Here is a 13,498-nt window from a genome sequence, read left to right on the forward strand (position 1 = left end):
CAGCCAGTGCCGGCACGGATGTAGGGATGTACCGGCGCGGATCCACCGGCGCAACTCCACCCGCGCAGCTCCACCCGCGCGGATCCACCCGCGCAGCTCCACCCGCGCACGTATGTCCCCGTGCGGCCGGCACCTTCTCCCGCAACATCGTCTTGTTCCATATCTTGTTCTGTGAAACGAGGAATCCTTCCATGTCCCGTCGCCTTTTCACCTCCGAGTCGGTCACCGAAGGCCATCCGGACAAACTCGCCGACCAGATCAGCGACGCCCTGCTCGACGCGTTCCTGGCTGGCGACCCCACCTCCCGGGTCGCGGTGGAAACACTGCTGACCACCGGGCACGTGCACGTGGCCGGCGAGGTCACCAGCTCCGCGCACGTCGACGTGACCGCCGTCGTGCGGCGCACCCTCACCGACATCGGTTACGACGCCGCCACCGGCTTCGACGGCGCGACCGTCGGCGTGCTGGTCTCGATCGGTGCCCAGTCCCCGGACATCGCCCAGGGCGTCGACAAGGCCTATGAGGCACGGGTCGAGGGCGGCGAGGACACGCTGGCCCAGCAGGGCGCCGGCGACCAGGGGATCATGTTCGGCTACGCCACCGACGAGACCCCCGACCTGCTCCCGCTGCCGATCACACTGGCCCACCGCCTCGCCCAGCGGTTGTCGAAGGTGCGTCACGACGGCCTGCTGCCCTACCTGCGGCCGGACGGCAAGACCCAGGTGACCATCGAATACGACGGGGACCGCCCGGTCCGGTTGGACACGGTGGTCGTGTCCGCGCATCACGCCGCCGACGTCGACCTGGCCACCCGCCTGGTTCCGGACATCCGCGACCAGGTCATCGCCCCCGAGCTCAAGCGGTTGGCCGAGGAAAACCTGGGCCTGGAGGTAGACGGCTACCGGCTGCTCGTGAACCCGACCGGCCGGTTCGAGATCGGCGGCCCGATCGGCGACGCGGGCCTGACCGGCCGCAAGATCATCATTGACACCTACGGCGGCTACGCCCGCCATGGCGGCGGTGCTTTCTCCGGCAAGGACCCGTCCAAAGTCGACCGTTCGGCCGCCTACGCGCTGCGCTGGGTCGCCAAGAACGTCGTCGCGGCCGGCCTCGCCCGGCGGGCGGAGCTGCAGGTCGCCTACGCCATCGGCAAGGCCGAGCCGGTGGGCCTGTTCGTCGAGACCTTCGGCACCGAGACCGTGCCGGTGCCGGAAATCGCGCGGGCCGTCTCGGAGGTCTTCGACCTGCGCCCGGCCGCCATCATCCGGGACCTTGACCTGCTACGGCCGATCTATGGGCAGACTGCCTCCTACGGCCACTTCGGTCGGACGCTGCCCGACTTCACCTGGGAGCGCACGGACCGCGCCGACGCGCTGCGCGCCGCCGTCGGCCGCTGACACCGGCAGCCGCTGACACCGGCAGCCGCTGACACCGGCAGCCGCTGACACCGCGCCCCCGGTCTTGCCTGACGACGACCCCGGTCCGCGCGGCTACGGGAGGCGCCACCCCCGAGAGGCGGTCAGAGTGGACCGCATGACCACTTCGGACCGGTCCGGGCGACGCGCACCGTCCGGAACACGGCCGCCTCCCGGAACACGCCCCGTCCCCCGGGCGCACCCCGCGACTGAATCAGGGTCCGGGGTGTCCCGGCCCGGGGAACGGCCCCGGGACGCGCTTGGCCGCCCCCTTCCCCACGGCGAGACCGGCGTGCCGCCGCTCGCCTCCTCGGCCCCGCTACCGCCGGCCGCGGCGCTCGCCGAGGCCCAGCGACTCCTCGACGCGGGACTTCCCTTCCAGGCACACGAGGTACTCGAAGCCGTCTGGAAGAGTCCGGAGACCGACCCCGGCGAGCGCGGGCTGTGGCGTGGGCTGGCACAGCTCGCCGTCGGCGTCACCCATCTGGCCCGCGGCAACGTCAAGGGCGGCGTGGCCGTGCTGCGGCGCGGCGCGGCGAACCTCATCCCCTACGCGGACCGGCCTCCGCACGGCGTAGCCGTTCCCGGTCTGCTCGCCTGGGTGGACCTGCGGATCGCCGACATCGGCCGGGCCCATCCCGGGCTGCCGTGCATCNCCGCCCGGACCGCCCCGGCCGACGGCGGGCCCCGCCTCGTCGGTTAACCCCACCGCGCCACCCGCGGCGCGCCCCTGCCCGTTCTGCCCCGCCGCGGCGGGGCAGAACGGTGGCATTCATCCTAGAACGACGGTACGATCATCCTTCAGCTGGAGCGAGCAGTCCGGAGGATTTCACAGGTGGGAATCGGGTGGACCAGGGCGACTTCTTCATCAGCTACTGCCAGCGCGACCGGGACTGGGCCGAATGGATCGCCTGGCAGCTGCAGGAGGTCGGTTATCGCGTGTTTCTCCAGGCCTGGCATATCGGCCCCGGCCGCAACTGGGTCAGGGACATGGGTCAGGGGATGGAGAACTGCCGGCACACGATCGCGGTGCTCTCGCCCGAGTATCTGAATTCCCCGTACTGCCGGGCAGAATGGCAGGCGGCGTTCGAATACGATCCCGAGGGCAACCTCCGTAAGCTCATCCCGGTGCGGATAGCGGAATGCACCCCTACCGGGATGCTCCGGCAGGTGGTCCACTTCGACCTCATCGGCATCGACGACGAGGACGCCGCCCGGGAGGAGCTGCTGCGCAACGTCCGCTCGGCCTGGGAAAAAGAAGGTGGTCTCGCGCCCAAGAAGCGGCCGGGCTTCCCCCCGGCCCAGGGCNCCCGGNCCGANCCNCNGGANCCCGNCCCCGCCGGTACACCTGGCACCCCCGCCGCCGTCACCCCGGACACCGGCCTCACCCTGCCGTTGCCGCCCACGCAACGCCCGATCACCTCACGGCCCACGTTCCCGCCGGAGGTGGCGGGATGGCGCCGGGCGGCCCGCGCCCTCCGTACCGCACTCACGCGGGGGTGGGTCGTGCTTCCGACGCTCGCCGCGGCCATCGTCATCGGAATCGCTTTCCAGGTGGCGGACGGCGGCCCCGGCGGAGTGCTGGTCGGCTCACTCGTCGCCGCGCTCGCCGCGGCCGCCCCGGCCTTCATGCTGTTCCCTCCGACGGACCGTACCGCGACGCTGGTGGTCGGTGGGGCCTGCGTGGTGGGCGCGCTCGGGGGGGGCGGAAATCGCCCACGGCCGAGCGTGGGCGGCCATGGCCGAGGTGCTGGGCGCAGCGGCGTTTTCGGCCGTCTTCACCATCGCCATGCGCCCACCCCGCCCAGCGCCACCGGCCGATCCGGCGGACCCGGACCCGGCTGCAGTCACGGAGCCGGGCGTTCGGAACAAATCGGTCGTTACCCCGTAGCCCTCGGGGATCAGGCACAAGAATCGGCCGCCCTCGACCAACGGCGTCCTGCGCGGCATGGTTGGTATGCGACGATCAGCGCGGTGGGAGCGGGATGCGCGACCGGCCAGGTTCTCACCACCGGGATCCGGGGCACCGGGATCCCGGTGCGGCGGCCCAGTGGCGGACACGTGCCCCGGAGCTTGCCCCGCGCAAGGCCCGACGTCAGCGTCCCACGGATCGAGGAGTCGCCGCGATGTCCAATACCCGGTCGCGGCTGGGACGGCGTCCCATCGCCATCACCGCCCTGGTGATCCTGGCCGCCATCGTCGGCGTCTTCATCGGCCGGGCCTTCGGCGGAGACGGCCGTAGCCCGATGCTCGTGAGCACGCCCCCGAGCACGCCCTCAGCGCAGACGGCGGCACCGGAACAGGCTCGGCGCGATGCGGCGACGGAGGCGAAGGCGAACCTGCACGCGACCACGTGCACGACCGTACGGATCATCGCCGGCCAGCCCCGCACCCCCTACTCGCAGTACGCGAGCACACTCGCGAAGCTCATCAGTGATCCGGCGCTGAACGGCGGCAACGGGTGGCGCGCCTTTCCTGATTCGGACACGAGCGGGACGTCCCAGAACCTCAAGAATCTCGGGGTTCCGGAGAACCGGCGCTGCACTCTCGCGCTGGCCCAACTCAACGTGGTGGTGGACGCCCAGAACGGCCGGGGCGACTTCACCGGCGGGGCCGTCGAGGGNCTGAGCCTCGTCGGCCAGATCTATTACGACGTTCTCCAGCTCATCGTCCCGGCCGACTCCAGCATTCACAGCGCGGACGATCTGTGCGGCAAGACGGTCGAAAGCGGACTGCTCGACTCGGGCACCCACCAGATCGCCACCGTGCTGTTCCGTCAGATCACCCGGGTGAAGGGAGCGGGCTGCGTCGTCCGTCCGGTGACCGGGAACCGGATAACCGAGGCGCTCCAGAAACTTCACTCCACCGGCGCGGATCACGCCGACGCGGTCCTGTGGGCGGCGGGCGCTCCCACGATGGCGGTCCAGGAATATAACGACAGCTACCAGAAGATCAAATTCGTGCCACTCGACGACTGGCAGTCGGCGATCCAGCGGGACTGGTACTCCCAGTACCTCGATGTCGGAGCCAACGTCTTCACAAGGGCCGCTATCGAGCCGGGTGACTACAACCTCATCCCGTCCCAGCCGACAGCGACCCTCGCGGTGCCGAACGGCATCGTCGCCAGTAGGTACGCCGATCCCGCGCTGGTCGAGTTCGCCGCCTGGATGATGGACGAGCACTCCGCCGAGTTCAAGGCCACCCTGTGGGCCACTCATCAGGCGCAGGCGCAGGCGCGCCGCCTCGGTTTCGCGACTCCCGGCTCCTTCATCGCGACCAACATCTGCCGGTACGTCCCGCTACATCCGGCGGCGGAGAGATACTATACACATGCGCTCGGTTATCCGACGGGATGCCCGGCCCCGACCCCCTGACCTCCGGTTCACTTGTTGACCCATCAAGAGGGTGGCCCGTAGCGTCGATCCGGGCAGGCGCCAGGCAACGGGCAGGGCGGTACCGGGCAGGGCGACGGTCGATCCGCCGTCATTGTGATGGTTGTGACGAGGGAGAACCCATGGAGAACGCAGTCATCGTCGATGGGGTACGCACGGCGTCGGGACGGGGCAAGCCGGGTGGGGCGCTGTCCGAGACCCATCCGGTGGAGCTGCTGGCCACCGTGCTGAAGGCACTGATCGCCCGTAACGACCTTGATCCGGCGCTGGTCGACGACGTCATCGCCGGGTGTGTTGACCAGGCCGGCGAGCAGGCCGTCAACATCGGGCGCACCGCGGTGCTGTCGGCCGGGTTCCCCGAGTCGGTGCCGGCCACCACGATCGACCGCCAGTGCGGCTCGAGCCAGCAGGCCGCCCATTTCGCCGCGCAGGGGGTGCTCGCCGGCGCCTACGACATCGTCATCGCCGCCGGGGTGGAGTCGATGAGCCGGGTGCCGATGGGCTCCACCACTTTCGGCAAGGACCCCAACGGCCCGAGCCTGCACGCCCGCTACCCGGAGGGCCTGGCCCACCAGGGCATCGGCGCGGAGCTCGTCAGCGCCCGATGGAAGATCAACCGGGAGGACCTGGACATCTTCTCCGCGCGGTCGCACCAGCTCGCGGCGGCCTCCGTCGCGGCGGGGGNCTTCGCCGGGGAGATCGTCCCNGTCGAGATCACCCTTCCGGACGGCACGACAGCCCAGCACACCGTGGACGAGACGGTCCGAGCGACCACGACCGTCGAGACGCTGGCGAAGCTCAAGCCGTCCTTCTACACCGAGGCGTACGCCGCCCGCTTCCCGGAGATCACCTGGAACATCACCCCGGGTAACTCCTCCCCGCTGACCGACGGCGCCTCGGCCGTCCTGATCATGAGCGAGACCAGGGCGAACAAGCTCGGCCTGCGGCCACGGGCCCGGTTCCACACGTTCGCGCTCGCCGGGGACGACCCGTTGCTCATGCTGACCGCGCCGATCCCGGCAACCCGCAAGGCGCTCAAGCGCGCCGGTCTGAGCATCGACGACATCGACGCCTTCGAGGTCAACGAGGCGTTCGCGCCCGTGCCGCTCATGTGGGCCCGCGACACCGGTGCCGACCCGGCGAAGCTCAACCCGCGCGGGGGCGCCATCGCGCTGGGCCNCCCGCTGGGCGGATCGGGCACCCGCCTGCTCACCACGATGCTCAACTACCTGGAGGCCACCGGCGGCCGTTACGGCCTGCAGACGATGTGCGAGGGCGGCGGCATGGCCAACGCCACCATCATCGAACGGCTCTGACCNCCNCCGGCCGNCCTCCNCCGGCCGATCCGCCGGTATCGGCCTAGCCGGTATCGGTCCACTGGTCCGCGCCCGGTGCACCGTGGGAGCCGGCCCTCACGCCGTGAACGCGGCCACGGTGAGCTGCCGCACGGCGGGATCCCGGCATGCCTGCGTGTCCGGGCCGCTCAGCCGCAGCGCCTCGGTGTTCCCCGGCGGGTACACGCGCAGCGCGGCGACCGGCGCGGTCCCCGAGGGAGGCGTGCAGCTTTCCGCCACGCCGAGATGCAGGATGCGCAGGACCGCCGTCGCGGCACCCCCGGGCACGAGCCGCACCGGCGCGCCCGCCGGCCCCGTGTGCTCCGCCGCCGCGCCCACCTGCCGGCCGGCCGCGTCCACGAACGACACGCCGGGGAATCCGCGTACCACGCAGGGGCTGTGACCGATGTTGGTCAGGACCAGCCGTTCGTAGTCGCTGCCCGCGGTTCCCTGGCGGTCGACGCTGCTCAGAGCGAGTTGAGCGGTCCGGCACCGGGCCGCCACGGACGTCGCCGGAGCCGCCACCGCGGTGGCGGTACCCCCGCCGCCCGGGCCCGCGCCGCATCCGGCGACGAAGATCGACGTCGCGGCCAGGGCGAGTACCGCCGGAAGAGCCCTCCCACGAGACCTGTGCATGACGACCTCCTCGTCGCGCGGCGAGCCGGCTTGCCGGCAAGCCACCCGGTGATGTCACCTACTCCCTTCCCACTGCTACCCTCCGTGACACCGTCGGAGATCCGTCATACCGGGCTCCAGCGCTCTTGTTCTCATCGGCGCGTCCGGTTCCTCACCATCGCGTCCGGCCCACGCCCGCCGATCGACCTTTCTCCAGTACCGGGCCTGCCGGGCCACGGCACCGGACTGGCTGACTGGCTGGCCGGCCGGCCCACACAGTGATCTTCTACCGAGGCCCACTCGGGGTCTGGACCGTGCGCCAACCAGAGGTCATCGTGAAACGGACGGGCTATGAAGCGCGTTGTTGCCGCGTGACGGGGTAGGCCCGCGGGCCGGGTCGTCCCGCACCGACCGGAAGGGATCATGAAAGTCTCCGAAGACGCCGGATGTAGTTCCGGCCGACCCACGCGCGAAGAAGCGCCCGCGGGGGTCGACCGATGATCGAGGCGCTTCTGTTGGTACTCAGCCTGGTGCTCGTGGCCGCCTGCGGCGTTTTCGTCGCGGCCGAGTTCGCTTTCGTCACGGTGGACCGGCCCTCGGTGGAGCGGGCCGCCGAACGCGGTGATCGGGGCGCCCGCGGGGTGCTCACCGCGCTGCGCGGTCTGTCCACCCAGCTGTCCGGCGCCCAGCTCGGGATCACCGTCACCAACCTGATGATCGGTTTTCTGGCGGAGCCCGCCATCGCACGGCTGCTCGAGGGGCCGATCACCTCGCTCGGCGCCTCGGACGGGCTCGCCCGGGCGGCGTCGGTGGCGATCGCTCTGGTCCTCGCGACGGGCCTGACGATGGTGTACGGCGAGCTGCTCCCGAAGAACCTGGCGATCGCCCATCCCCTCGGCACCGCGTTGGCGGTGCAGGCTCCCCAGCGTGCCTTCACGAAGGCCACCGGCCTGCTGATCCGCTCGCTGAACATCACGGCGAACGCGGTGCTGCACCGCCTCGGCATCTCGCCACGCGAGGAGCTGGCCTCGGCCCGTTCGGCTCAGGAGCTGTTCTCCCTCGTCGGGCGGTCCGCCGAGCACGGCACCCTCTCCCACGAGACGGCGACGCTGGTGCAGCGCTCCCTGCTGTTCGGTGACCGGACCGCCGAGGACGTCATGACACCCCGGATGCGCATGCGCACCATCCACGCCGACGAACCGGTCAGCGAGGTCATCACCCTCACCCGGCGCACCGGGCACTCCCGCTTCCCGGTACTCGGCACGGACAGCGACGACGTCGTGGGCCTCATCCACGTGAAGAACGCGGTCGCCGTCCCCGAAGACGCCCGGGACCATNCCCCGGTACGCGACGTGATGGTCCCGCCGGTGACCGTGCCCTCGACGATCCTGCTCGACCCCCTGCTGGAGACACTGCGTGCCGGCGGCATGCAGATAGCGATCGTGGTTGACGAGTTCGGCGGCACCGACGGGCTGGTCACCGCCGAGGACCTCATCGAGGAGATCGTCGGCGACGTCGTCGACGAACACGACCGGGTCAGCCCGCGCGCCCTGCGCCGGCGGGACGGCAGCTGGCTGCTCTCCGGCCNGCTGCGCCCGGAGGAGGCCCGCAACGTCACGGGGATCGACATCCCCGCGGACGACACCTACCAGACCCTGGGCGGTCTGATGGCCCGGGCGCTGGGACGCATCCCCCGGGCGGGCGACACGGCGGCCGTGGAGGGCGTGCGGTACACCGTCGAGCGGATGGACGGCCGGCGGGTCGACCGGATCCGTCTGGGCCCGATCGCACCGACGGACGCCACGCCGGAGACGGATGCGGATCCACCGGTCGCGGACCCCGCGGATCGCCGCCCCGGCGCAGACCCGGCAGACCCCGCAGACCCGGCAGACCCGGCAGACCCGGCAGACCCCGCAGACCCCGCAGACCCGGCAGACCCGGCCGCCGAGGGGGCCGAGGAGGCCGAGACCGCCTCGGCCGGAAGGGCGGGGTGGGGATGACCGACCTGCTGGCGATCGTCGCCACCGTCGTCCTGCTGGCGCTGAACGCGCTGTTCGTCGGGGCCGAGTTCGCGCTGATCTCGGCCCGGCGGTCGAACTTGGAGCCGATGGCCGAGGCGGGCTCACGACTGGCAAAGATCACCCTTGGGGCGATGGAGAACGTCTCGTTGATGCTCGCCGGGGCGCAGCTTGGCGTCACCGTCTGCACCCTGGGCCTCGGCGCTCTCGGGGAACCGGCGGTCGCGCATCTGCTCCGCGGGCCGTTCGAGGCGGCCGGGATGCCCTCCGCCCTGCTGCACCCGGTGGCCTTCGCCATCGCGCTGGGCCTGGTGACCTTCCTGCACGTGGTCGTCGGCGAGATGGTCCCGAAGAACATCGCGCTGGCGATGCCGGAGCGTGCGGTCCTGCTGCTCGCCCCGCTCCTGGTCGGAGTCGTCCGAGGCGGCAAGCCGGTCATCGCGCTGCTCAACACGATCGCGGCCGTGTCGTTGCGGCTCGTCGGTGTCGAACCGAAGGACGAGATCGCGAGCGTCTTCACCCGCGACGAGGTCGCCGGACTCATCGAGGAGTCGCATCGGGAGGGTCTGCTCGCCGAGGACGAGCACGACCTGCTGACCGGGGCGCTGTCGTTCGAGGAACGCACCGCGCGTGCCGTCCTGCTCCCGCCGGACGGGCTGGTCACCGTGTCCCCGGCGGTCACTCCCCGGCAGGTCGAGCAGCTCGCCGCGCGCACCGGATTCACCCGCTTCCCGGTGCGGGACCCCGAGGGCGGGCTGATCGGCTACCTGCACCTCAAGGACGTGCTGGAGACCCGGCCGGAGCGGCGGTCCAGCTCGGTCGCGGCCAAGTGGATCCGGCCGCTGGCCCGGGTCGGCGCCGACGACAACCTGCGGACGGCACTGGCGACAATGCAGCACTCCGGCGCGCATCTGGCCAGGGTCACCGACGCCGACGGTACGGTCCTCGGGCTCGTCGCGCTGGAGGACATCCTGGAGGAGCTGGTCGGGGAGATCCGCGACGACGCCGTTCGCACGGCCGTGGTCCCCACCCACCAGCCCGCCTGAACCGTCCGGTCCCGTATCTCCCGTATCTCCCCGGCTACCTTGCCTATCCAGGCCTATCCAGAGGCTTTTGTGCCTGATTTATCCCTCTGGATAGGCAAGGTGGGGATCAGCGGCGGGGGTCCCGGGCGACGATGACCGCCATCGACGGCGCCCACCAGTAGCTGCAGTCCGCCGGCGGCTGCAGGCCGTCAACGACGCGCACGCTGAAGGTGCGGAAGTAGCGGAGCAGGGCCCGCTGATGCCGCCGGGACACCGAGTCGATCTCGTTCGAGTAGTAGGTGAACGAACCGCCGTCGGCCAGGTGGTCGGCGGCGTGCGCGAAGAAGTGCTCGGCGAAGGTGGAACTGCGCACGAAGTACTCGTCGACCTCGGTCTCGTCAAGGGGGTAGGTGTCAAAGAGGATGCCGTCGAACCGGCCGAGGCCGGGCATGGTCTCCTGCCAACGCCCGGTGACGATCTCCACCCCGCGGCGCCCCGCGGGGCGGGCCCACTGCTCGGCGACGCGCACCGTGGCCGGGTTCGCCTCGATGATCGTGTGCCGGGCCGGACCGATCTCCTGGACGAACCCGGCGGACAGGCCCAGGCCGAACCCGACCTCGAGGACGGTACCGCCCGGCCGGGTCACCTCGGCGGCCAGCGCCCGCATCAACGGCGCCTCCCAGGTCTGCATCACCTCCTGGCCGGAGACGAGCAGCGTGCCGTCGACCACCGCGGGGACCGCCGCGTCGATGGCTGTGTCGATCGTCGGACGAGGCGCCCCGGCCACCATCGTGCCGGCCGTCTCATCCAGCGCGCTGAGATCGGCGACGAACTCGTCAAGGGCCCGGTCGAGCAGCAACCGCCGTGGCTCCTCGGAGACCGGGGCGAGCAGGGAGCGCGAGGTCGGGGTCAGTGTCACGTCGAACTTCGCCGCACGGCGGAGCACAGGACCTCCCAGATCATGCATCTTTGCCGGTATTGCGCTATGTTCCATCCATACTGGTTCTGTCCATACTGCGATCTTCCATCCCTTACTGCGATACTCGGCCTGTGCNCCCGCNCCCGTCCAGGCATCCGCCATATCTGAGAGGGTCGCCGGTCTCGGCGCACCTTGGGAGCGGGGCACGGTGACGGGGACGACGCCACCTCCGCTGCCCGGCGACGCCGTGCGCCCGCTTCAGCTGACCGATCCGCGGCGGCTCGGGGTCTACCAGGTGATCGGCCGGCTCGGGCAGGGCGGCATGGGCACCGTCTTCCTCGGCCGGGCACCCGACGGAAGCGCCGTCGCGATCAAGATGATCAGGCCGGAGCTCGCGCAACGGCCCGAATTCCGCGCCCGGTTTGCCCGCGAGGCCGAGAGTGCTCGTCGGGTCCGCCGGTTCACCACGGCCGCCGTGCTGGACGCTGATCCGTACGGGCCCCAGCCCTATCTCGTGACCGAGTTCGTCGAGGGTCCGACGCTGTCGAGGCGCGTCTCCGTACGGGGGCCGCTGCGGCCCGCCGATCTCGAACAGCTCGCGGTCAGCGTGACGACCGCCCTGAGCGCCATCCACGCGGCCGGGATCGTGCACCGCGACCTCACCCCCGGCAACGTCCTGCTGTCCCCGGTCGGCCCCAAGGTGATCGACTTCGGCCTGGCCCGCGAGTTCAACGCGGACACCGACCTGAGCCACAACGTCCGGCACGCCATCGGTACGCCCGGTTACATGTCCCCGGAGCAGATCCTCGACGCACCGATCACCTCGGCGGTCGACATCTTCGCCTGGGGCGCCGTCATAATCTTCGCCGCCACCGGGCACGCGCCGTTCGGCACCGGTCGCATCGACGCCATTCTCTACCGCATCGTCAACGAGCCGCCGCGGCTCGACGGAGTTGGCGGCGAGTTGCGCAACCTCGTCGAGATCGCGATGGCGAAGGACCCGGCGGCCCGGCCGAGCGCGGAGGAGCTGCGGACGGCGCTGATCGGCGGGGGNACCCTCCCCNCACGCCCGGAGCCCGGCTCCATACCGTCCGGACCGCCCGGCGCCGGGCCCACCGGACGTGCCCGCCGCTGGGCTCGGCGCCGGCCGTCAGGCGCCGCGGGGTCGGCGCCCAGGTCGGAGCCGCCGCCCCGCGGCACGGGCAGCACCGGCAGCACCGGCAGCACCGGCGGTACCGCCGCGAACGTGGCGGACATGCCCGTCACCCAGCTGTCCCCGCCGCCTGTCGCCTCGCCGCCGCCGATCCCAGCCCGGACCCCGCCGCCGATNCCGGCCCGGNCCNCCCCGCCGCGTGGACAGCCCGGGTCGGTNCCCCCGCATCCAGCAGGAACCCCACACCCGCCGGCACCCAGCCCATCACCACCGGCCCCATCACCACCGGCCCCATCCAGGCTGCGGTGGTCTCGGACGGCACTGCTCGTCGCCGGACTCGCCATCGCGATCACCGCCGCAACGGTGCTGATCATCGTGCCGCGCGGCGGTGGCCCGTCGCCGGTGTCGGCGGCCGACCGCGCGTCCATCTCGTCGCGCCTGGCCGCGGACGCGGCGGCCCAGCGGGCCCGGCAACCGGACCTGGCCGGCCGGCTGAGCCTCGCGGCCTACCGGATCGCCCCGACGGAGGCCGCGCGCGCGGCCGTCCTCGCGTCCTTCGCCCAGTCCACCGCCGCGCGGATCCCCGCCGGCCCCGCGGCCTTCTCCGACATCGCGCTCAGCCCGGACGGCACGACCCTCGCCGGCACCGACGACACCGGCAGCCTCCACCTCTGGAAGGTCGACGCTGCCGGCCGGCCCACCGCCACCACCGGGGGCTCCGCGAACGACCATGCGCACGGCGTCGTGTTCGACCGCTCGGGCACCCGACTCGCGACGGGTGGGGAGACCGACGCCGGCCGGCTATGGGACATCGCCGATCCGGCGCGCCCCCGGCCGCTCAGCACGCTCGACCCCCAGGCCACGCCGGTCCATCGGCTCGCGTTGTCGAGCAGCGCGCATCTGCTCGTCACCGCCGGCGAGGACTGGTCGGTGGGGCTGTGGGACGTCGCCGACCCGGCGCGGCCCGTCTCGATCCAGTTGCTGATCGGCCGCGCCGGGCCGGTGACGGATGTGGCACTGCGGCCGGACGGCGCCGTCCTCGCCATCGCCGGCGCCGGCGGCCCCGTGCAACTGTGGAACGTCCGCGACCCCCGCAGGCCCGTCCAGACGGCCTCGGTGCCCGGCCACACCGGTGCGGTGAACACCGTCGCGTTCAGTCCGGACGGACGGCGGCTGGCCACCGGCGGCGACGACCGGATCCTGCAGGTCTCCGACGTCGGCGATCCCGACCATCCGCGGGTCCTGCGCCGGCTGTCCGGCCACACCGCCCCCGTCGCCGCCGTCGCCTTCACCACCGACGATCATCTGGTGAGCGCGGACGGCGGTGGCGCGGTCGCCTACTGGGACCTCTCCGCCCCCACACCCCCGATGACCCCCCTGGGCGTCCTGGACGCACCCGCCCGGGCGGTGGCCGGGACCGGCACCGAGACCGTCGCGCTGACCACCGACAAGGGGTCGGTCCTCCTCGGGACGCTCGACCCGGCCAGGCTGCGCCGGCTGGCCTGCGCCAAGCCGGGCGCGGCCCTGAGCCCGGCCGAATGGAGCCGGCTCGTTCCCCGCCTCCCCTACACCGACTCCTGCTCCGGTTAGGACCGCTCCCCGGTCCGGTTAAGGCCCGTTCTCCCGC

Annotated in this window: 10 protein-coding genes; 8 read left to right on the plus strand and 2 right to left on the minus strand. The window is 71.9% G+C overall.

Annotated elements, in window-relative coordinates; genetic code table 11:
• The first annotated feature begins 191 nt into the window (after positions 1–191).
• The 5 genes from metK to ALLO2_RS11875 all read left to right on the plus strand — a co-directional run bounded on the left by metK (position 192) and on the right by ALLO2_RS11875 (position 6,123).
• Positions 192–1,397, plus strand: a complete 1,206-nt coding sequence (metK, locus tag ALLO2_RS11855) for a methionine adenosyltransferase (protein ID WP_011437378.1) — start codon at positions 192–194, stop codon at positions 1,395–1,397.
• Between the two features lie 244 nt (positions 1,398–1,641).
• Complete coding sequence (locus ALLO2_RS11860) at positions 1,642–2,118, plus strand: DUF309 domain-containing protein (protein ID WP_035732031.1); 477 nt, start codon at positions 1,642–1,644, stop codon at positions 2,116–2,118.
• Between the two features lie 143 nt (positions 2,119–2,261).
• Complete coding sequence (locus ALLO2_RS25585) at positions 2,262–3,599, plus strand: toll/interleukin-1 receptor domain-containing protein (RefSeq protein ID WP_051875121.1); 1,338 nt, start codon at positions 2,262–2,264, stop codon at positions 3,597–3,599.
• Positions 3,542–4,789: a TAXI family TRAP transporter solute-binding subunit gene (locus ALLO2_RS26390; RefSeq protein ID WP_035732034.1), complete on the plus strand. Its 1,248-nt coding sequence runs from the start codon at positions 3,542–3,544 to the stop codon at positions 4,787–4,789. The genes ALLO2_RS25585 and ALLO2_RS26390 overlap by 58 nt, the downstream gene beginning before the upstream one ends.
• A 140-nt stretch (positions 4,790–4,929) precedes the next feature.
• Positions 4,930–6,123: an acetyl-CoA C-acyltransferase gene (locus ALLO2_RS11875; protein ID WP_035732037.1), complete on the plus strand. Its 1,194-nt coding sequence runs from the start codon at positions 4,930–4,932 to the stop codon at positions 6,121–6,123.
• 96 nt (positions 6,124–6,219) lie between these two features.
• Here the strand turns inward: ALLO2_RS11875 and ALLO2_RS11880 are convergent, their stop codons facing one another.
• Entirely contained in the window at positions 6,220–6,777 is a 558-nt protein-coding gene (locus ALLO2_RS11880) for a DUF4232 domain-containing protein (protein ID WP_011437383.1), read from the minus strand.
• Between the two features lie 476 nt (positions 6,778–7,253).
• Between ALLO2_RS11880 and ALLO2_RS11885 the strand changes: the two genes are divergently transcribed.
• Positions 7,254–8,756 (plus strand): hemolysin family protein, encoded by a 1,503-nt coding sequence (locus tag ALLO2_RS11885; protein ID WP_035732040.1) that lies wholly within the window; start codon positions 7,254–7,256, stop codon positions 8,754–8,756.
• Entirely contained in the window at positions 8,753–9,820 is a 1,068-nt protein-coding gene (locus tag ALLO2_RS11890; protein ID WP_011437385.1) for a hemolysin family protein, read from the plus strand. Before ALLO2_RS11885 ends, ALLO2_RS11890 begins: the two co-directional genes overlap by 4 nt.
• A gap of 106 nt (positions 9,821–9,926) precedes the next feature.
• Here ALLO2_RS11890 and ALLO2_RS11895 read toward each other — a convergent pair whose 3' ends face one another.
• Positions 9,927–10,745: a class I SAM-dependent methyltransferase gene (locus ALLO2_RS11895; protein ID WP_023840798.1), complete on the minus strand. Its 819-nt coding sequence runs from the start codon at positions 10,743–10,745 to the stop codon at positions 9,927–9,929.
• 181 nt (positions 10,746–10,926) lie between these two features.
• Here ALLO2_RS11895 and ALLO2_RS11900 point away from each other — a divergent pair, with 181 nt between their 5' ends.
• Positions 10,927–13,461, plus strand: coding sequence for a WD40 repeat domain-containing serine/threonine protein kinase (locus tag ALLO2_RS11900; protein WP_035732042.1), 2,535 nt, complete (start codon positions 10,927–10,929; stop codon positions 13,459–13,461).
• The last annotated feature ends 37 nt before the right edge of the window (positions 13,462–13,498 follow it).

This window comes from Frankia sp. Allo2, assembly GCF_000733325.1.
Taxonomy (GTDB): domain Bacteria; phylum Actinomycetota; class Actinomycetes; order Frankiales; family Frankiaceae; genus Frankia; species Frankia casuarinae.